This is a genomic window from Glaesserella parasuis (assembly GCF_017352235.1).
Classification (GTDB): domain Bacteria; phylum Pseudomonadota; class Gammaproteobacteria; order Enterobacterales; family Pasteurellaceae; genus Glaesserella; species Glaesserella parasuis.
Map to the genome: position 1 here is coordinate 1,351,023 of NZ_CP071487.1, position 18,872 is coordinate 1,369,894.

Below are 18,872 nucleotides of genomic sequence, written 5' to 3' on the forward strand. Positions count from 1 at the left end.
CAAAACAGTACTACTGACTCTTCATCAAAAGAGAAAAAGTAATATCTCAAATTATAGGTACTTTTTATTAGAAAAAATCAATTTACTAAATTATCGCTTAGCATTATTTATACTCTTAGTAAAGAGATAGCATAATGTGTGTAAAATATCTTAGGGCTGTCCTAGATAACGACTAAAAGCTCTATAATGGCAGGCAAAATACCCGCTTGTGGCGAAAGGCTGGGAAGATAACTGGGCAAATATTGCCACATTTTTTGATTATCCGGCTGATATTCGTAAAGCGATTTATACCACGAATGCTGTGGAATCGCTTAATAGCGTGATTCGTCGCGTGATTAAAAAACGAAATGTATTCCCGACGGATGATTCAGTTTTCAAAGTGATTTGGCTTGCGATTAAAGATGCATCAAAAAAAATGGACAATGCCGATTCAGAACTGGAAACTGGCGATGAATCGATTTATGATTGATTTTGGTGATCGCTTAGACGATCACCGTTAAGTTGAAATGGGTGTTTACACAGAATTTGGGATAGGGTCTAAACGGGAAACTCTCATTTTTATAATGATTTGTCAGATCAAGTCTGATCTTCTACAACTTAGCTTATAAAAAAATAAACCTAACCTAACGGTTCATTTTATATTTGATCGTTAGATTAGGTTTTATTTTTTATTTTGAGTTAATACTTTCAGTAATTTGTGTCGTTGATAAATGCCCTGGTACAACTTTTTTAACGTTTAATTCAGAATCTAAAAAAACATTGGAAGGGTAACCTCTGACTTTGGCTCTTTTCAGCACTTCACCTTGTTCATCTAATAGTACAACGACATTTTTATAGTCCAGTCCTTTATACCATTCAATAAATTTTTCAGTTGATTTTTCCCCTTTTTTATCTGGAGAAACAATAGTAATAACTTCAAAATTTTTATTTTGATCAGCGCTTAAATCATCAATTTCAGCCAAGCCAGCCAAACAAATCGGACACCAAGATGCCCACATTTTTACATAGACATTTTTTCCTTTATATTTTTCTAAAGAAACGATATTGTTATCGAGATCTTTAAATTGAATGTCTGCCAAATTTTTATTTTCTTCAGCAAAAGCATTAAAGCTAAATAGCATGAGAAGTAAGCCCATTATTTTTTTCATCTTATATTTCTCCTATATTACATAAAACTATGTAAGTTATTAGTGATTAACAATAATCCCATTAAAATAATTAGTATTCCACCAATGATTTTAAATTTATCTAAGTGCTTGTTAAGTGATTTAGCTCTTTTTAATAATTCATCAGAAAAGAATGAAAAGATAATAAAAGGTAGGGCTAAACCTAATACATAAACAAACATCATTGCACCACCGTATAGAGCAGAACCTTCATCGCCTGATAATGCTAGCACTGAAGCTAAAATTGGTCCGATACAAGGCGTCCAGCCAAGACTAAAAGTTAAACCCAATACAAAAGCTTCTACAGAAGCACTTTTACCATTTGTTTTAATTTCAACTAATTTAGTTTGTTCTAAGAAATTGATTTTTATGATACCAAGTTGATGAATACCAAGAATAATAACAATAATTCCAGCAATAACACGCGTAGTATCATTTAATAATAAATCACCTAAAAAGCCAAAACTAAAACCAAGGCTAACAAATGTGAGTGATAATCCCATAATAAATAGGAGTGTATTTAATACCTTTTTACCACCTTTACTTAATATGCCAAAATAGATGGGCACAATTGGGAAAATGCAAGGAGATAAAAAAGAGGCTAATCCAGCTAAAAATACACTGCTGATGAGTAAATTCTGGTCGAACATTTTATTTTCCTTTGATTAAGTTAATTAAATATCCATAATTTTCTTTTTCCATTTGCTCAAGAGGAATAAATTTAATAGCAGCGCTGTTGATGCAATAACGCAATCCACCTTTATCTTTAGGACCGTCATCAAATACGTGACCTAAATGAGCTTTACCGCTGCGACTTAAGACTTCCGTTCTAATCATATTAAAACTGGTATCTTTTTGATAAGTCACCACATTTTTGTCAATTGGTTTTGTGAAACTTGGCCAACCGCAGCCCGAATCATATTTATCTCTAGAAGAAAATAGCGGCTCCCCTGTGGTAATATCCACATAAAGTCCATCTTTTTTGTTATCCCAATATTCATTACTGAATGAACGTTCGGTATTCTTTTTCTGTGTCACACTGTATTGTAAAGGTGTTAATTTAGCTTTTAATTCTTCATCACTTGGCTTTGGATAATCTTTAGGATCAATAATAATATTATTTGCTTGTTCTAAATCAATGTGACAATAACCGTTTGGATTTTTCTTTAAGTAATCTTGGTGATACTCTTCTGCTAAGATGTAATGTTTAAGTGGTTCAACTTCCACTTGAATTTTGTCTTTATATTTCGTTTGTAGCGCTTCAATTTCTTTTAGAATAATAGCTTTATCTTGCTCATTTTGATAATAAATTCCCGTGCGGTATTGTCTACCACGATCATTTCCCTGTTTATTCAGGCTAGTCGGGTCTATGACCTGAAAATAATATTTAAGTAATTTTTCTAATGAAATTTTATTAGCATCGTAAGTTATATGCACGGTTTCTGCATGATCGGTTTTTCCGATAATATGATAATGCGTTTTATCGGTTTTACCATTGGCATAGCCTGACGTAGCATTTTTTACGCCATAAATACGTTCCATATAGGCTTCAATTCCCCAGAAACAGCCACCAGCTAAATAAATTTCACGAATATTCTCATTTTGAGTTTGTGTCATTTTACTCATTTCCTTACTTGAATTATTAGTATGATTTATTGCTAGAGAATTATTAGATATAGCAGACATAATAAGGGTAAATAATACGGTTTTATGAGATTTCATATATTCTCCTTCGAATTTTCTCTAATTCTGAAATAAGCAGTAGAGGTATTAGTGTGTAAATATACTACTGCTCGATTTATTAGAATTATTTTTAGATGGTAAATTACATCTTTTCTTTTTTCATTTTGTCAGATTTCATCATATGATCTTTTTTCATATCATCAGATTTCATCATTCCATCCTTTTTCATATCATCAGATTTCATCATATGATCTTTTTTCATATCATCAGATTTCATCATATGATCTTTTTTCATATCATCAGATTTCATCATATGATCTTTTTTCATATCATCAGATTTCATCATTCCATCCTTTTTCATATCATCAGACTTCATCATATGATTTTTTTTCATTTCAGAATGTTTCATATTTTCCATAGTTTGGCAATCTGCACTCATTTTATTTTTGCAATCATCCATCATTTCTGCATTTGCTGTATTGATTGTAGCAATAGAAACTAAAGAAGTTGTCATTAATACTTTAAGTAAAGTTTTCATAAATTTTTCCTCTTGTAAAAAGATTTGTTAAGGTTAAGATAGGTTAGTTTTTACGAAAAGTTTCCCTTTCACCTTATTAGTCGGTGTAAGAGGGAAATCCTTACAAAAATTTTTCATTTTTTTAGAAAAATATATAACACTATGATTTTAAAAGAAATTAATTCATCTCAAATGGCAGCAATTAGAGAACAAATGCTAAAATTTGCTCATCTTCAGCTACGAGACAGTCAGTTAGCAGAAGATATGGTGCAAGAAGCATTGCTCAACGCACTTAAAAATTTAGATAGTTTTAAACGTGATGCCGCATTTAAAACTTGGGTATTTGCTATTTTGAAAAATAAAATTATTGACTATCTGCGTCAAAAAGATCGTTTAGTTCTTGAAAGTGATTTGCGAGATGATGAAAACGATAGCAATGTATTTTTTGATCAAGATGGGTATTGGCGAGAGGAGTGTTATCCACAAGAATGGCAACAGCCCGAAAATGCCGTTTATTCCGATGAATTTTGGATTATTTTTGAACTGTGTCTCACTAAACTTCCAGCAAAACAAGCGCACGTGTTTATGATGCGAGAGTATTTAGAACTCTCTGCTAATGAAATTTGCCATACAGCAGAAATTAGTCAAGCCAATCTACATACTTTGTTGTATCGTTCACGCTTACAATTGCAACAATGTTTATCCAGTAAATCTATTTTTGGGGGCAAAAAATGAAATGTCAAGAAGTGACGAAATTGGTCTCTGAAGCTCAAGAAAGACCGTTATTGCTTAAAGAAAAAATAGGGGTAAGAATCCATTTATTGTATTGCCCACATTGTCGTAAATTTGAAAAACATTGCCAGCAAATGAGCCAATTAATGAAGAAATTTGCAGACGATCAAAATAATGCTGATTGATGTTTTGTGTAATAAAGTAGAAAAACAAAAACAGCTTGTTATTTTTATGTTAGAATTTCTTTCAATCTAAAAACAGGAGTTCAAAATGGGTACATTTGGTTATGCAATGATGGCCGTTATTGCTTCTTTAGCTGTAGAAGATCAAACCTAATCTGACAGTCCCCGCTTAAAATTACCGTGTCTGTCAGATTAATTTGAGCTTAAATTCTTTTCTGCCCAAATCCCTTTTCCATCAAGTAATGTTGCCATCGGAGTTCTGCCACAGCACATTTTTCCTTGATGTGTTCGATGGTGATTATAATACATTAACCACTCATCTAAATCAGCTTGTAATGTCGCTAAATCCGTATATATTTTCTTCCTAAATGCGACTTGGTAAAATTCTTGTAAGATAGTCTTATGGAAACGTTCACAGATACCATTCGTCTGTGGATGCTTCACTTTCGTTTTAGTATGCTCTATGTCATTTATCGCTAAATAAAGCTCATAATCGTGATTTTCCACTTTGCCACAATATTCACTGCCACGGTCGGTGAGAATACGCAACATCGGTAATCCTTGGGCTTCAAAGAACGGTAGGACTTTATCATTGAGCATATCTGCAGCGGCAATTGCGGTTTTTATTGTGTAGAGCTTTGCAAAAGCAACCTTGCTATAAGTATCAACAAATGTTTGCTGATAAGTAAGCTGGAAAATCTAAGGCAAATTTTACAACAGCTTGCTCAATGTGCTCGTCTACTCGATTTTTGATATTCGGTACCCGACGAGTTTGATTAAGTAATGCTTCAACACCGCCTTGCTCTACGGCTTGTTGATAGCGATAGAATGTATCTCGGCTCATTCCCATCGCTTTACAAGCTTGAGAAATGTTTCCGAGCTCTTCTGCTAAATTGAGTAAACCAGTCTTGTGTTTAATGAGCGGATTGTAAGTAATAAAACATGAGAGTTTCCTTTTTTGTTTAGATTGAATTTTAGACACTCATATTCTAAACGGGAAACTCTCATTTTTATAATGATTTGTCAGATCAAGTCTGATCTTCTACAGAACATTTGAGCTTGATGTTTGTGCAAGCTCGCACAATGCAAAATGCAAGAGGTACATTACCGCCCAGCAGGAAAGGTATCCGTATGCAACACACGATAATCACCGCCTTCTACTCTCGGCGGTGCATTAAAAAATCCAACTCTTTAAAATCGTACCCTGTTTTAACGTCCTTTTGCAACAGCAACATATAACGGTTCTCAATATTACCGCTCACACGTTCAAACAAAGGTGCTTCGTCCCATTTTTCCCGTTTCTTCCAGCTGGCGATAGTGGACACGGGAATGTTAAGCATTTTGGCAATTTCCGTGAGTGAATAGCCTGCCCAATACTTTAATTGGGCTTCACGGTGGGTATTCATATTAATTAAAGCGGTCTGTTCCGCTTGGTTCGTTGCAATATCCGTCATTGTTTTTCATCATCGTTGGAAATATGGCTATTGTTATGAAACGGACAGCGTTTGTAGAACAGTCCCATTTGTTAAATTTCGCTTAACAACCGCAACGCTTTGCACCTGTTTGAAAATCCAATCACCATATCGGCAATTTTGAACATTCTCACTTTGAGGAAGCATTTATGTCGAAAAAATCTAACTGGTTTGTGGTAGCCACAGAAGGGGCAACGGTGGACGGTCGTCAGATCGAACGCCAGTGGCTTTCTGATATTGCCGAAACGTACGACCCGAAAACCTACGGGGCTCGTATCAACCTTGAACATTTTCATATGTCTTGGTTCGACCCTGAATTTGCCCATTCAAAATGCTACGGTGATGTGTTAGCCGTTAAGGCAGAAGAGAATGATGAAGGCAAATTACAGCTTTATGCACAAATTGAGCCGACAGATGAATTAGTCGAGTTAGTGAAAAGCAAGCAGAAGGTTTATACCTCTATTGAAGTTCGCACCAATTTTGCCAAAACAGGCAAAGCCTATTTGACAGGTTTAGCCGTGACTGACACGCCAGCCAGCTTAGGCACACAATATCTTTCTTTCACAACGAAAGACGGTGCAAAGCAAGGCGAAATCTTTACCACTGAAGCGGTGGAATGTTCGCTTACCTTTGCAGAAGAGCCAGTGTCATTCTTTGAAAAAATGAAAGCGATGTTTAGTAAAGAAAAAGCTGACACAGCCCAACATAAAGCCGACGTTGAAGCTCGTTTTGCTGAACACGAACAGGCACAGTTGCTTTTAGCAGAAAAATTTACAGAGCTAGAAGATAAGCTAAAACAAACCGAAGCGGAAAAAATGGCATTGTGTGCAGATTTTGAAAAATTATCCGCCGATCTCACCGCTTTACAAAGCCGTGTTGATGTTATCGGCAGTGAGCCAGAACACGGCTACACGCCACGCCCTGAAATTACGGGTGGTGAATTAAATAATGAACGTTTTTTCTAAAAAGGACAGAATATGAGAAAAGAAACAGCGACCAAATTTAACACTTACCTTGCAGGTGTAGCACAAGACAACGGTGTGGATTACAACCACATTTTTACGGGTAAAAATTTCGTTTCTTCTAACGATGATTTCGTTGTCGAAAATTATGCACAAGTCGCATTGTTGAAAAACATTAGTATGCTCGCTTCACCTGATACTACTGGAGTAGGCGGTTAATGCGACCAACTCAAGCCCACTATTTGCGAGTAACTGCGGAGCTTGCTCAATCTTCTGAGCAAGCTCAACTAGAAAACCTCGACGAATACGAAAAAATGCTTTATTTGCTGGCTCGTCATAAAAAAGACCTGAAAGCCATTGCCTCAATGGAACAGCGAGCCAGTTATAAGAAAAGCATTCTTCACCACTATTTGCCGTGGATTGAAGGGGCATTGAGTGCTGGCAACGGCAAACAGGACAATGTACTGATGACGTGGCAAGTATGGTCGGTGGATTGTGGCGAGTATCACCTTGCTTTACAAATTGCCGATTACGCCATTCATCAAGACCTAACATTGCCTGACGGCTTTAGTCGTTCGCTTTGCTCAATGCTGGCTGAAGAGTTTGCTGACGCTGCGAAAAAAGCCCAGAAGGTGCAAAAGCCGTTTGAAGTGAGCTACTTGTTACGAGTGGACGAACTCACCAAAGAGAAAGATATGCCAGACGAAAGTCGAGCAAGGCTCTACCGTGAAATCGGCTTGCTACTTGAAACGACACAGCCTGAAACGGCACTCAGCTACTTAGAACGGGCATTAGAACTGAATTTAAACATCGGTGTGCAAGGCAGTGTTAAAAAACTTCGGAAGCAGTTAAACCAAGCCGACACCGAATAAACAGAGCAAACCACGCAGCCGACGGGGCGTAATAATGGGGATTTTATTCGGCTTGTTTACCCTATTGATGAATTGGTACTACAAAGACCGAGAAATCAAACTGAAAGAAAAAGCCCTTGAGCGTTATAAAATCAACTTAAAGGACATTTTAGACGATGAACAAAAATCTTAAATTCGGCGGAGCGATGGTCTGCGGTATCGGTGCAATTATCGGCTTAGTACAGCTTAATCACCTTGAAATCCGCACCAGTCCAAAAGGCTTAGACATTATCGGCAACACTGAAGGGTGCAGACGAGATCCTTATGTTTGCCCTGCGAATGTACTCACCGTCGGCATTGGTTCAACCGAAGCCACAAGCGGTAAGATTGAACGCAAAATTTACAGCGACAAAGAAATTGCTGACCGCTGGGCGAAAGATTTAGCCGAGGCGGAACGGTGCGTAAACCGCTACGCCAACGGCAAAAAAATGCCACAAGGGGCGTTTGACGCATTGACATCAATTACCTTCAATGCAGGTTGTGGAACAATGCGACATTCGACCTTGTTCAAACTCGCCAATCAAGGTTACAGCCCTGCAATGTGTGAACAGTTTGGCCGTTGGGTCTATGCCAATGGCAAAAAACTGCGTGGTTTAGAAATCCGACGTGAAAAGGAAAAAGCATTATGTTTAGCATTATAAGCGGTATGATTGAGAAAAGTTTTGGCAAAGCGATGATTATCGCCTTGCTGATTGGTGTCTGCATTAATGCCTTTCTCTGTTATGAACGCAAAACACTGCAGGCGGACAACCAATCCAAACAAGAAGAAATTGCTTTAGTGCGAGCGGATAACCAAAGCCTAGCCAACCAGCTAGAACAGGCAAACCAACATATTCTGCAGTATCAAAAGCAGGTGGATAAATTACATCAACAAATTTTAACTAAGCTCACCCAAGCGGAGAAACGCACCAATGAAATTTTACTTGAATTGGAAAACAATCAATCTTGGAGTTATCAGCCTGTGCCTACTGGCGTTAGTCGGTTGCTCAACCAAAGAAGCGATACAGTATCGAACAGTAAAGCCAATTCCGCTCCTTTGTCCCCAAATAAAACAGTGCCACAGCCCCAGGTTCGAGATAAAGACCAACGCTGATCTTGCAAAATCGCTGGACCAAAGTTTGACGACGATTGAGCTTTGCCAGGTGGAAATTCAAGGCTGGGAAGCGTGTGTGGAAGGTTACAATAAGCGTATTGCGGAATAATCACTTCATTGACAGACAGAGAGCTTTGTCTTAGGATTGCCTGAGTTTTTAAACAGCAGAATATTACAGATAAATGCTCTCTTATCATTTTACCAAAACACAAGACAACGATAGTGGGATTATTTATATCTCTACCGAATTTCAAATTGTCAATGTCACTTATATGGCGATTTTTTCTGATGATAAAGATACTCTATTATTTTTAGAACAAGATCCGACTATTGCAGAAATCATTCAGCATAAAAAAACACATTCAATTAAATTTGCTGTTAAGGAATATATTGAAACAGGCAATGAAGATTTATATGCGTCACCGTTGAATCATCAATTTGGTAAAACGGAAATTAAAGCTCTGAAATCACACCTTGAAAAATTAGTGTATGAACACTACCTTTTATTCAAGCCTGATTGCTATGTTTTCGTTGCAGATCGCCCATCACTAGCAAGAATGTACAGTAAAATGTGTTGCAATCCGAGTTCCTTTATGTCAGACTTTGAAACAGTATCAAATTTAGGCGATCAACAAGATTGCTTTATTATTAAAACACCGACCTATACAGGAGGGAATAATGAAAAAAATGACCGCCGTTGAACTTAAACGCCAAAAATTAAAAGAGTTCCGTCAAGCCTATCAAAAAGCAAAAGCGGAAGGAACTCTTAAACCTGTTACAAAAAACTAACTCCACAGCCCCGACCCATCGGGGCTTTTTGTTACCCCCAAATCCACACCCACAACCATTCGCCCCGCCTTTGCTACTTACTCACAATATCGCTATTTAACCCAACGAGAAAAAGCGATGAAAGACCAAATTGACCGAGCCAATGAGCTTGCCGAAAAAGAAAGAGAATTTGCCCTTGCAAAACTTCGCAACAAACCGACCGCTTACAGCCTGATCCATTGCGAAGATTGCGACGAACCAATTCCCGAAGCCCGTCGCCAAAACGTGCAAGGTTGCACCCGTTGCATTGACTGCCAACAAATTTATGAATACAAACAAAAAGGCTATCGCAAATGATTAAACCAGACAAATTGCGTGAGCTGCTCACCAAAACCATTCCTTATTTTGCCAAAAATCCTGAGCAGTTACAGATTTACTATGCCAACGGCAAAATCTGGACGACAGGGGCAACATCACTTAGCTACCAGTATCACTACGACTTAGAAATTGTGGTGGAAGATTTCCCTGAACACCCTGATTTACTGTTTGTGCCTGTGATGGAATTTGTCCGCTTGCAACAATCGGAGCTGATGACCAATCCCAACAAACAGGACAGTATCACCTTTGAAATTGACCCAAACAACAACGCCACCCACGACATTTACATCAAAATCCCACTGACCGAGCGTGTTATTGTCAAACAAGAAGGCGATCATTACCAAGTTCACCACGCCGAAGAGCCACAGCCGACCGAATGGCAACCTCTGGAACGGCTGACTATTTTGTGAAAGGGGAACAGGTGTATGAGCGAATGGGAGCGATAGAATAATGGCGACAGACGACATTATCAAGGTTAAATCAGCGTTTAATGCGTTGCTCAAAAATATCAGCAAACCACGGCGACGGTTGCTATATCAACAAATCGGGCGTGAATTGGCTCGTAGCCAACGCAGACGTATTACCGCACAGCAAAATCCTGACGGCTCGTCGTACACGCCACGCAAAGTACAACGTAAGAAACGCAAGGGAAAGATTAAACAAAATGCAATGTTCTTAAAATTGAAGTCGGCCCGATTTATGAAGTTAAGAACAGCTGGGGATAATATCGAGTTGGGTTACAGTGGCAGTGACGCACATATTGCACAAATTCACCAATACGGGTTAAAAGGTCGAGTGGTGAGAAGTGCAAATTGGAAGGTGAAATACGATCAGCGTGAGTTGTTAGGCTTTACCGATGAAGATATTGAAATGATTGAAAATTTTGTGATTAAGGCGTTGGCAGGACAGTAAAAAGGCGGTTAGACCGCCTTTAAAAAAGGTTTCTGAAGAAATCAATAGAATCTGCAATGAGAGTAAAGATACAAGCAATAATAAAAAACCAACCAAAAATTTCAATTAATAAGGCAAGCATATTCTACTCCTCTTAAAATTTTTCTATGAGATAACTATATGAGCAATTCATTAAAACTTCAAGTATTACTTTCAGCAGTCGATAAAATTTCGACTCCGTTAAAATCTGTTGCAACTCAGGCAAACAAAATGTCTGAAGCATTATTGAAAACCAAGGCAAATTTAAAATCTTTGGAACAACAGCAAAAGCTGATTGATCAATTTAGACAGACAAAAATGGCTGTTTTCGAAAGTAATAAGGCAATTCAAGAAGCGAAAAATAAGGCTAAAGCATTAGCACAGCAACTTAATGCCACCGCACAACCAACACAAAAAATGCAAAAAGCCTTTGAAAAAGCTCGTAATGCGGTAAAAAAACTCGAAATTGAACAAACTAAACAGAATCAAAAATTGCGTGAAACCCGTGCAGATTTAGAACGTAGTGGTATTAATACCCGACGTTTATCACAAGCACAGCAAGAGCTTAGCCATAAAATGAAGCTGGCTAATCAGCAAATTACAACCCAAGAAAGCAAACTTGTAGCCTTAAATAAACGAGCTAAAGAACATTCTACTTATCGTCAAAATGTACAAGCTCTTAAAGAACAAAGTGTTCAAATGGGGGAAATTGGTCAGCGTGCGATGTTACAAAGCTATATTATCGGCACGCAGTTAACAAAACCTGTCGCATTTTTCATGGAATTTGAAGATGCAATGGCAGGTGTTGCACGCCAAGTACAAGGGCTAAAAGATGCAAACGGTAAATTCACCCCAGAATATGATATTTGGAAAGAGAAAATCCAAGCATTATCAAAAGAATTGCCTTTGACGACCACTCAAATTGCAGAAATGATTACTGCTGCAGCAAGAATGGACACGCCAAAAGAGTTGTTGGAAGATTTTGTCCGTTTAAATACGCAAATGGCAACTGCCTTTGATGCCACAAATCCTGATGAATTAGTTGAACAATTCGGAAAAGTAGCCAAAAACTTCCGATTATCAGCAAATGCAGGAAGAGATTTAGCAGATGTTATTAACTATTTAGATGATAACGCTATATCAAAAGGCACGAATATTATTGGTTTTATGAACAGAGTTTCGGGGATCGCAGGTATTGCTAAAATTAGCGAAAAAAATATGGCTGCACTCGGATCTACATTACAAACTGCTGGAGCAACTGAAGAGCAATCGGCAACTGCAGTTAATGCTATTTTTACGAGATTGTCATCTGCAAGCAAAAAAAAACCAGTAACAAATGCGTTATCTAGTATTGGTATGAGTGCAAGTTCTGTTGAGCTTGGAATGGCAAAAGATGCACAGAAAACGATACTTAACATTGTTGGTGCTATCCAAAAGATACCCGAACATAAACGACTTGGTGTCATTGCTGATCTTGTCGGGACCGAACATTCTAAAACGCTTGCTTTGCTCGTATCCAACACAGAAGAATGGAAGCGACAAATTGCCCTTGCCAATAGCGTTGAAGCAAAAGGCAGTATGACTCGTGAATTTGAAACACGTTTGACTACGCTTTCGGCTAAATGGCAGATTTTCAAAAATCAACTTTTTAATACTAACAGTGAAATTGGTAATAAACTAAAAGAGACTCTGGTGGAGGCGATGTCATACATTGGAGGTGTTCTTGATGTGATTAATAGTTGGATTAAAGCAAATCCCGAATTAACAGTCACTATTGCTAAATGGACTGTTGGTATTATTGCTGCAATGGGCACATTTGGATTACTTACTGCTACATTAAGTTTGATTTATTACCCATTCGGGCGATTTATTTTGCTGTTAGACAAACTCAATGGAGTATGGGGCATAGGTAAAGCCTTATTATTTGGTAAAACTTTAGATGATGGCTCAACGAAAGCAGGTTTGCTTGTGCGTGCAGGTGGTGCGTTGGCGAAAGTATGGAATGCAATGCCCGCTGTTTTTGGTTCGGTGTTACTCTACGGAAAATTGTTATTTTCTGGCTTAATCACTGGCATTCGTGCTGTTGCTATTGCCTTTGCATCTAACCCAATCGGGCTAGCCATTACTGCAATTATTGGTATTCTTGCCTTACTCTATTTCAATTGGGAAAAAGTCAAAAACGTCATTGGCACAGCGTGGGATTGGCTCAAAACGAAATTTGCGGATAGCTGGTTTGTAAACGCCATTAACGGGATTATTTTTGCCGTAAACAACTGGAGTGTCGTTGTCGATACAGTGACTAAATCCATTGGCAATAAATTTGAAAGCCTGAAAAATACCGTGATGGGATTATGGAATGGCATTACATCATCTATCACCAATGCTTTTAATAAGGCAATGGAATTTTTAGGGCTTGAAACTCGCATTAATAGTGTCAGCGATGGTGTGGGTAAAGTGGCAAGTAAAATTGTTCCGCCTGAACACGCCAAACAAATTGAAAATACTGCCAATATGGCAAATATGATGTACGACCCGAATTATGATCCAAGCACTAACAATGTGCCAAATAAACCAAAATGGTCAGGTGGTTATGCTGGTAACGGTGGTAAGTTTGAACCAAAAGGGATTTATCACGGCGGCAAGTACATTATGACCAAAGAAGCCACAAGCCGAATTGGTGTGGCGAATCTCAACCGCTTAAATTACGGCGGTGTTGCAGGTATGGCTGCTTTAGCTTCTACGGTAGCACTGGCACAACCTATGCCTGTGGTAAAAGTGGATAACCGTCCGCTGATTGCCCCAACGCAAATCCAACGGCAAGCCCCACCGCCTGTTAATCAGTCGGTCAATATCACCGTCAATGCAACCGCAGGGCAGAGTGCTGAAGAGATTGCTCGCCTTGTCGCACGAGAGCTTGAAAAGCAACAACGCAACGCCCAAGCGAAAGCACGCAGTCGATATTGGGATAAGTGACCCAGTACCCAGTTTGTGACCCAGTACCCAGTTTGTGACCCAGTTGAAAAGCCCCGAACAATCGGGGTTTTTACTTGCAGAATACAGCAAGTTAAACTATGATCCGCCTGAAATAACGAGGTGGCTATGAAAAAATCATTTACAGAAAAGGCAAAATCATTGAAGGACGTAAGTCTTGCAATGGGCATTTTTACGTCTTTTTTTAGTCAAGAAATTGAAGCATATCCAAAACAGAGCGATGTTTTGCAGGTCATTAATCAAGTAAAAAAGGCTTCAACCTTACTTACACAACAATCAGAAAGCCAAACAGAATTATTTTTTGCGGGATTAAAAGAATTGACGCAAGGTGTTTCATTATTAAACGCTGTCGTTCGTTCAATGAAAACGCCTGAGAAAGTCATAGACGATCTGATTTTCATTGATTTAATGCTCAATAAATTAGTGAAAGATATTCGCCAAAATTATTATCATCATTTCCAAGAACAGTTAAATGACAGAGCGACCTTTAAAGACTATATGAACGAAGTCGCTTCTTTTAACCTTTTTACAATCACCTTACGTCAAGAATTAGGGCACTATATGGTTGTACCTAGTACAAGCAATTTCACCCAAGCCGATTTAGACGAGCTTATCGTAGACAGTAACAGACGGTACGGCATCAATGGCTAAAGTCTTTGTTCACCCTAGACTTACATTGCTTGAACCACTTCGCCCATTGGCAGAAGGATTGCTGACATTTGAAGCGAGTTATCGTCAAATTTACCCATCAACTATCGGCAATTATGGACGTTTTGAAGAAAATCCACGTTCACTTTTAGCAGGTATTCACAAACTACATGTTGCCGTATCAGAAGCGGATTTTACTAAATGGCAAGGAAAAGCAGGGCAATCACGAAAAAGTGACAACTATCTTGTTTATGCCAAACACGACTTTGAAGATGACGTTTACTTAATCCTTGATTTTATATCCCCTGATGCACATCAACGTATTAAAAGTGTAATTGCCGATTTAGTGTTAATTGCTGAAGAATTTCAAGAAACCTTTCCAGAACGTTTTCCTGAAAAATATCAACAACTCATTTAACGCCCCGACCCATCGGGGCTTTTTGTTACCCCCAAATCCACACCCACAACCATTCGCCCTTTGTTCTTACCTTTCGCACAATATCCCCATTTTTAACTGACGGATTTTTATTGTGCATCACGATCTATCCCTTGTGTATCAAGCACGCACCGATATTGTGAATGTGTGCAGTTGATGTGTGCAGTTGATGTGTGCAAATGTGTGCAATTAATTTTAGAACAGATCAAAATCGATCAGGAAATGACTGTTTTTTATAAAAAACAGGGGGTAGAAAACGTGGTTTTTAGTGTGTAATTAGTTATCAAATACTATGTAAGCATTTGTTTTTATGGGGATTTTATAAAATAAAAGCAGAAATGGGAAATTTCTGCTTTAGGGAAAATGGTGCAACAGTCCAACTTCGAGCCTCTCCCACAATTTGTGTAAATACCTGTTTCTGAGATAATACATTCAGACACAGGTATTTTATTATGAACGAAAAACAACTTCACGCCTTGGCAGCGGAATTTGCCAAAAACCTAAAAACACCGGAAGACCTCAATCAATTTTCACGGATGCTCAAGAAAATCACCGTCGAGGCTGCGTTAAATGATGAACTGACCGACCATCTTGGTTATCTAAAACGAAGATTCAGCTTTGCATTGTGCATTTAGTGCGTAACAGCTTGAAATTCGTTTCGTGGAAAGATTACAAAGCCGTCACCGCAGATTTAAAGCAGGTTTATCAGGCCCCGACGGAAGCACAAGCTCGCGAAAATCTGACCGCACTTTCGCAAAAGTGGCAGGCAAAATACCCGCTTGTGGCGAAAGGCTGGGAAGATAACTGGGCAAATATTGCCACATTTTTTGATTATCCGGCTGATATTCGTAAAGCGATTTATACCACGAATGCCGTGGAATCGCTTAATAGCGTGATTCGTCGCGTGATTAAAAAACGAAATGTATTCCCGACGGATGATTCAGTTTTCAAAGTGATTTGGCTTGCGATTAAAGATGCATCAAAAAAATGGACAATGCCGATTCAGAACTGGAAACTGGCGATGAATCGATTTATGATTGATTTTGGTGATCGCTTAGACGATCACCGTTAAGTTGAAATGGGTGTTTACACAGAATTTGGGATAGGGTCATTACTCACCGATTTAAACAAACCAAATACGCCATTTATAACTCTAGGTTGTGCTTACTGGTTATTCAAAGATAATCGAGAGCTATCAAGATCCTACCTAGAATTTACCTTCAAAAACATTAACGTAGCCAATAATCTTACTTTTTTACAACAAATTGATGAAGAGTTCGAAAAATATCTTTCAACTCATAAAAATGAACTTTCTCAAATATATTCCGTTCCCCCAGAAGCATTTAACTTAGTTGTTCAGAATTACTACTGGCAAATGGATAAATTTTCCTATTTTGGAAGTGAGGAACGCAGTCTGATATACGTCGAGATGGCCAGCCAGCGGCATAGTGACATTGAGATTTTTCTTGAACTACTTCACCGTTTTTTAACAGAATATCTTGTTGTTCCATCCTAACCCCCAACAAAAAGCCCCAAGCATTTCTGCTCAGGGCTACAAAATCATTTTGCTTTATCTCGCTTGTACGAGTTGCAAGCATAGCTGAAATATACAACTTTCTTCGCCACCAGTCAATCACTTTTTGAGCAATTAAACCCCATATAGTTTCTTAAATATTAAATGCTTGATTGTGTGTATTTATGTGTATATAATTATTATTGATTAAGACAAAGGAGGAAGCATGCACTCAAGCGACTTAATCAAGGAACTAAAAGAGGCGGGTTGTTTCTTTGTTAGGCACGGAAAAGGCGATCACCAAATATGGCAATCGCCGATTACAGGAAAGCGATTTCCTATACCACACCCTAAACAAGATTTACCTATTGGCACTTCACGTTCCATCAAAAAATCGGCAGGGCTTTTATAGCTCTGCCGAGCTTAGCAAAGGAGAGAATTATGTTATTTACCGTTGGGGTAGAAACTCCACATAATGAGAACGAAGCATTTGGACTTTGTGTACCTGCACTATTTACTGATGAATATAGTTGCTTTAGTGCGGCCGATGCAATTGATGAAATTATCCCTAACGTAAAAGATGCCATTCATACAATGTTAGAAATGATGGTAGAAGATGAGTTTGATATTAGTACGCTTCAAGATAAGGGATTTGTCCACTACAAACAACAAGAAGATTTTTCCCACTGTGATAGTTGGTTGCTTGTTGATATAGATATTTCTGCATTCTTAGGTAAAAAGCAACGGGTAAACATTGTGTTACCACAATATCTATTAGACAGAATTGACAATCGTGTCTCACATAGTAATTTTTATCGAGATAGAAGCCATTTTTTAGCAGTTGCTTCTCAACGTGAATTAACCGCTCAACAGGTTTAATGGATAGGCGTAGCAATACGCCTAAAACTTCAATCTAATCAACCCCGAACCAAACACCGCCCCTTCCATAAAATCTCGTGCGGTGCGTAGTCGTCTGTCAAACGTTCTCGGTGAAATATGCATCTCAAGACAAATATTCTTCTTGTCTTGCCCCTGTAAAAACACCGCCATTAACACCTGATAGGCTTCTAAGTTCAAATCGTGTAACGTCATCACGGCTTCATCTAGCTTAAGATAATGTTCCTCTGACAGTTCATCAATACTATACTTGGTAATTTTAACAGTCGCCTCAGGCATAAAGGATTGTAATGATGGATAACCACGGCACCCACGATGAGATGCCCAACGACGAACCCAAACATTCAAAATATCGTCAATGCTGATATGCAATCTAATCATTTCAACTCCTTAATCTTCGCCCTATACGTCTTAATAATTTCCTTGCAATCTTCAATCGACCACTTCACAGGAGGGTGATAGCTTTCCAATGCTTCTACTCGCTCTGCCCCGATTTTACGCACAAGGTTGATGCGATATTCTGTGATATTTCCGCTCAAATGATTGTTACAAGCACTGCATTGTTTATGAACATTGTCCTCATTAAATCTCAGCTCTGGCATTGCTTTTACCGTGCGATAATGCCCTGCGTGATATCGCCCTTGATGAAAACGCCGACACGAAATACAAGGCTCATCTTTATCTCTTAACCGAATGTATTCATTAAAAACAGCTTGAGCATCTCTAAGCCACTCAGCACGAGATTTTAAGCGTTCTCTCGTTGCTTTAATCTTTGCCCTTTCTTCTCGATTTCGCTTTTCTATGGCTTTCTGACGTGATTTTTCTTGGGCTATTTTGGCAAGTTTTACACCACATTCAGCACTACACCATTTTCTAAAGCTATCCGCAGACTTAAACTCACCACCACAGCATTTGCATTTACGCTTTTTCACTTTCGGCTTTATCATTAAATGCCTCCAATTCTTTCTCACTCCAACGCTTACCGCACTTCAACCCAGTACATTCAAACGGTTTCTCCTTATTAATCTCTGACTTTTCAGAAAACCTACGCCAGTATTTAAGAATTGATTGGCAGTTTGGGCAGAAGTAACTCATTTCACCCCCCAAAAATTCCATCTGTCATTAAAATGCACCCCGTGAGAAACACCCCAAGCGGTTGTATATTCAATTAAACTTGCCTTTCGTTTTACGCTCATTTCAGCAGTGCTTTCACGAATATTCACTAATTCACCCTCTAAACCTATTACCAAACGAGAGCCTTCTTTCGTTGCTTCTGCGTGAGCAGAAATTAAAAGAACCTTCCACGCTTCAAGCGGTAGCCATTCGCCGTTAAATTGCACCTGTCGGGCAATATCGCCGCACATTGCGTGAAATTTGGCATTTTGTTCAAGGTTGCGAGTGGCTGGCTTCACATCAACCACTAACGGCTTTTTCTCGTCCACTGGCAACGCTTTCACAAATTCAAGGGCATTGTTTTTGATTTGCTCAGTGCGTAGAAAGTATTTTTGCTTATGCTCCATACCTACCAACCTTTGCTCCATACCTACCAACCTGCTCTTTTCTAAAATACCCACCTACCTTCTTAATAAAATC

Annotated in this window: 26 protein-coding genes and 5 pseudogenes; 22 read left to right on the plus strand and 9 right to left on the minus strand. The window is 38.6% G+C overall.

Annotated elements, in window-relative coordinates; genetic code table 11:
- Nucleotides 1-187: 187 nt before the first annotated feature.
- Nucleotides 188-500: pseudogene (locus J1G47_RS06720) on the plus strand (IS256 family transposase); the annotation flags it as partial.
- A 168-nt stretch (nucleotides 501-668) separates the two neighbouring features.
- Here J1G47_RS06720 and J1G47_RS06725 read toward each other — a convergent pair.
- From J1G47_RS06725 to J1G47_RS06740, 4 genes and pseudogenes are all read right to left on the minus strand, one after another.
- On the minus strand, nucleotides 669-1,148 hold the full coding sequence (locus tag J1G47_RS06725) for a redoxin family protein (protein ID WP_010786761.1): 480 nt from the start codon (nucleotides 1,146-1,148) through the stop codon (nucleotides 669-671).
- Between the two features lie 17 nt (nucleotides 1,149-1,165).
- Nucleotides 1,166-1,816: a cytochrome c biogenesis CcdA family protein gene (locus J1G47_RS06730; RefSeq protein ID WP_010786760.1), complete on the minus strand. Its 651-nt coding sequence runs from the start codon at nucleotides 1,814-1,816 to the stop codon at nucleotides 1,166-1,168.
- 1 nt (nucleotide 1,817) lies between these two features.
- A pseudogene (gene msrB, locus J1G47_RS06735) lies at nucleotides 1,818-2,756 on the minus strand (peptide-methionine (R)-S-oxide reductase MsrB); the annotation flags it as partial.
- Between the two features lie 235 nt (nucleotides 2,757-2,991).
- Nucleotides 2,992-3,387, minus strand: coding sequence for a hypothetical protein (locus J1G47_RS06740; RefSeq protein ID WP_160436819.1), 396 nt, complete (start codon nucleotides 3,385-3,387; stop codon nucleotides 2,992-2,994).
- 141 nt (nucleotides 3,388-3,528) lie between these two features.
- Here J1G47_RS06740 and J1G47_RS06745 point away from each other — a divergent pair, with 141 nt between their 5' ends.
- Nucleotides 3,529-4,101 carry a sigma-70 family RNA polymerase sigma factor gene (locus J1G47_RS06745; RefSeq protein ID WP_005713976.1) on the plus strand — a complete coding sequence of 191 codons (573 nt, stop codon included), beginning with the start codon at nucleotides 3,529-3,531 and terminating at the stop codon, nucleotides 4,099-4,101.
- Nucleotides 4,098-4,283 carry a zf-HC2 domain-containing protein gene (locus tag J1G47_RS06750; RefSeq protein ID WP_005713975.1) on the plus strand — a complete coding sequence of 62 codons (186 nt, stop codon included), beginning with the start codon at nucleotides 4,098-4,100 and terminating at the stop codon, nucleotides 4,281-4,283. The genes J1G47_RS06745 and J1G47_RS06750 overlap by 4 nt, the downstream gene beginning before the upstream one ends.
- A 189-nt stretch (nucleotides 4,284-4,472) precedes the next feature.
- On the opposite strand, the pseudogene J1G47_RS06755 reads toward J1G47_RS06750, so the two are convergent.
- Together J1G47_RS06755 and J1G47_RS06760 are read right to left on the minus strand one after the other, a co-directional pair.
- Nucleotides 4,473-5,217: pseudogene (locus J1G47_RS06755) on the minus strand (helix-turn-helix domain-containing protein).
- Between the two features lie 220 nt (nucleotides 5,218-5,437).
- Nucleotides 5,438-5,734, minus strand: a complete 297-nt coding sequence (locus tag J1G47_RS06760) for a terminase gpP N-terminus-related DNA-binding protein (RefSeq protein ID WP_051453330.1) — start codon at nucleotides 5,732-5,734, stop codon at nucleotides 5,438-5,440.
- Nucleotides 5,735-5,901: 167 nt separating this feature from the next.
- Between J1G47_RS06760 and J1G47_RS06765 the strand changes: the two genes are divergently transcribed.
- The 19 genes and pseudogenes from J1G47_RS06765 (at nucleotide 5,902) to J1G47_RS06845 (ending at nucleotide 17,261) form a co-directional block, all read left to right on the plus strand.
- Nucleotides 5,902-6,717: a GPO family capsid scaffolding protein gene (locus tag J1G47_RS06765; protein ID WP_207326529.1), complete on the plus strand. Its 816-nt coding sequence runs from the start codon at nucleotides 5,902-5,904 to the stop codon at nucleotides 6,715-6,717.
- Nucleotides 6,718-6,729: 12 nt separating this feature from the next.
- A complete protein-coding gene (locus J1G47_RS06770; RefSeq protein WP_005713968.1) occupies nucleotides 6,730-6,933 on the plus strand; it encodes a hypothetical protein in 204 nt (67 codons plus the stop codon).
- Nucleotides 6,933-7,586, plus strand: coding sequence for a phage terminase small subunit (locus J1G47_RS06775; RefSeq protein ID WP_112062902.1), 654 nt, complete (start codon nucleotides 6,933-6,935; stop codon nucleotides 7,584-7,586). Before J1G47_RS06770 ends, J1G47_RS06775 begins: the two co-directional genes overlap by 1 nt.
- Nucleotides 7,587-7,620: 34 nt before the next feature.
- Nucleotides 7,621-7,758 (plus strand): HP1 family phage holin, encoded by a 138-nt coding sequence (locus J1G47_RS06780; RefSeq protein ID WP_010786754.1) that lies wholly within the window; start codon nucleotides 7,621-7,623, stop codon nucleotides 7,756-7,758.
- Nucleotides 7,742-8,266, plus strand: a complete 525-nt coding sequence (locus J1G47_RS06785; RefSeq protein WP_010786753.1) for a lysozyme — start codon at nucleotides 7,742-7,744, stop codon at nucleotides 8,264-8,266. The genes J1G47_RS06780 and J1G47_RS06785 overlap by 17 nt, the downstream gene beginning before the upstream one ends.
- Nucleotides 8,251-8,718 (plus strand): hypothetical protein, encoded by a 468-nt coding sequence (locus J1G47_RS06790; protein ID WP_112062901.1) that lies wholly within the window; start codon nucleotides 8,251-8,253, stop codon nucleotides 8,716-8,718. Before J1G47_RS06785 ends, J1G47_RS06790 begins: the two co-directional genes overlap by 16 nt.
- Nucleotides 8,621-8,827 (plus strand): annotated as a pseudogene (lysC, locus tag J1G47_RS12210) (Rz1-like lysis system protein LysC); the annotation flags it as partial. The gene J1G47_RS06790 and the pseudogene lysC, both read left to right, overlap by 98 nt.
- Before the next feature lie 73 nt (nucleotides 8,828-8,900).
- Complete coding sequence (locus J1G47_RS06795; protein ID WP_012621781.1) at nucleotides 8,901-9,419, plus strand: hypothetical protein; 519 nt, start codon at nucleotides 8,901-8,903, stop codon at nucleotides 9,417-9,419.
- Nucleotides 9,420-9,624: 205 nt separating this feature from the next.
- A complete protein-coding gene (locus J1G47_RS06800; protein WP_075592614.1) occupies nucleotides 9,625-9,843 on the plus strand; it encodes a TraR/DksA family transcriptional regulator in 219 nt (72 codons plus the stop codon).
- Nucleotides 9,840-10,274 carry a phage tail protein gene (locus J1G47_RS06805; protein ID WP_021113050.1) on the plus strand — a complete coding sequence of 145 codons (435 nt, stop codon included), beginning with the start codon at nucleotides 9,840-9,842 and terminating at the stop codon, nucleotides 10,272-10,274. Before J1G47_RS06800 ends, J1G47_RS06805 begins: the two co-directional genes overlap by 4 nt.
- Nucleotides 10,275-10,314: 40 nt before the next feature.
- A complete protein-coding gene (locus J1G47_RS06810; protein ID WP_005713954.1) occupies nucleotides 10,315-10,776 on the plus strand; it encodes a phage virion morphogenesis protein in 462 nt (153 codons plus the stop codon).
- Between the two features lie 159 nt (nucleotides 10,777-10,935).
- Nucleotides 10,936-13,767, plus strand: coding sequence for a phage tail tape measure protein (locus J1G47_RS06815; RefSeq protein ID WP_041603121.1), 2,832 nt, complete (start codon nucleotides 10,936-10,938; stop codon nucleotides 13,765-13,767).
- Nucleotides 13,768-13,893: 126 nt separating this feature from the next.
- A complete protein-coding gene (locus J1G47_RS06820) occupies nucleotides 13,894-14,436 on the plus strand; it encodes a hypothetical protein (RefSeq protein WP_075592613.1) in 543 nt (180 codons plus the stop codon).
- On the plus strand, nucleotides 14,429-14,851 hold the full coding sequence (locus J1G47_RS06825) for a type II toxin-antitoxin system YafO family toxin (protein WP_075592612.1): 423 nt from the start codon (nucleotides 14,429-14,431) through the stop codon (nucleotides 14,849-14,851). The genes J1G47_RS06820 and J1G47_RS06825 overlap by 8 nt, the downstream gene beginning before the upstream one ends.
- Before the next feature lie 470 nt (nucleotides 14,852-15,321).
- Nucleotides 15,322-15,504 carry a hypothetical protein gene (locus J1G47_RS11855; protein WP_016528517.1) on the plus strand — a complete coding sequence of 61 codons (183 nt, stop codon included), beginning with the start codon at nucleotides 15,322-15,324 and terminating at the stop codon, nucleotides 15,502-15,504.
- Nucleotides 15,471-15,941: pseudogene (locus J1G47_RS06830) on the plus strand (IS256 family transposase); the annotation flags it as partial. The gene J1G47_RS11855 and the pseudogene J1G47_RS06830, both read left to right, overlap by 34 nt.
- Nucleotides 15,942-15,947: 6 nt before the next feature.
- Complete coding sequence (locus tag J1G47_RS06835; protein ID WP_173655637.1) at nucleotides 15,948-16,385, plus strand: hypothetical protein; 438 nt, start codon at nucleotides 15,948-15,950, stop codon at nucleotides 16,383-16,385.
- 223 nt (nucleotides 16,386-16,608) lie between these two features.
- Nucleotides 16,609-16,794, plus strand: coding sequence for a type II toxin-antitoxin system HicA family toxin (locus J1G47_RS06840; RefSeq protein WP_075605985.1), 186 nt, complete (start codon nucleotides 16,609-16,611; stop codon nucleotides 16,792-16,794).
- 29 nt (nucleotides 16,795-16,823) lie between these two features.
- Complete coding sequence (locus J1G47_RS06845) at nucleotides 16,824-17,261, plus strand: type II toxin-antitoxin system HicB family antitoxin (protein ID WP_005714900.1); 438 nt, start codon at nucleotides 16,824-16,826, stop codon at nucleotides 17,259-17,261.
- Between the two features lie 21 nt (nucleotides 17,262-17,282).
- On the opposite strand, the gene J1G47_RS06850 is transcribed toward J1G47_RS06845, so the two are convergent.
- From J1G47_RS06850 to J1G47_RS06860, 3 genes are all read right to left on the minus strand, one after another.
- Nucleotides 17,283-17,660 carry an ECF-type sigma factor gene (locus J1G47_RS06850; RefSeq protein WP_021109621.1) on the minus strand — a complete coding sequence of 126 codons (378 nt, stop codon included), beginning with the start codon at nucleotides 17,658-17,660 and terminating at the stop codon, nucleotides 17,283-17,285.
- Complete coding sequence (locus tag J1G47_RS06855) at nucleotides 17,657-18,226, minus strand: recombination protein NinG (protein ID WP_207326530.1); 570 nt, start codon at nucleotides 18,224-18,226, stop codon at nucleotides 17,657-17,659. The genes J1G47_RS06850 and J1G47_RS06855 overlap by 4 nt, the downstream gene beginning before the upstream one ends.
- A gap of 144 nt (nucleotides 18,227-18,370) precedes the next feature.
- Complete coding sequence (locus tag J1G47_RS06860) at nucleotides 18,371-18,799, minus strand: recombination protein NinB (protein WP_234924150.1); 429 nt, start codon at nucleotides 18,797-18,799, stop codon at nucleotides 18,371-18,373.
- Nucleotides 18,800-18,872 lie beyond the last annotated feature (73 nt).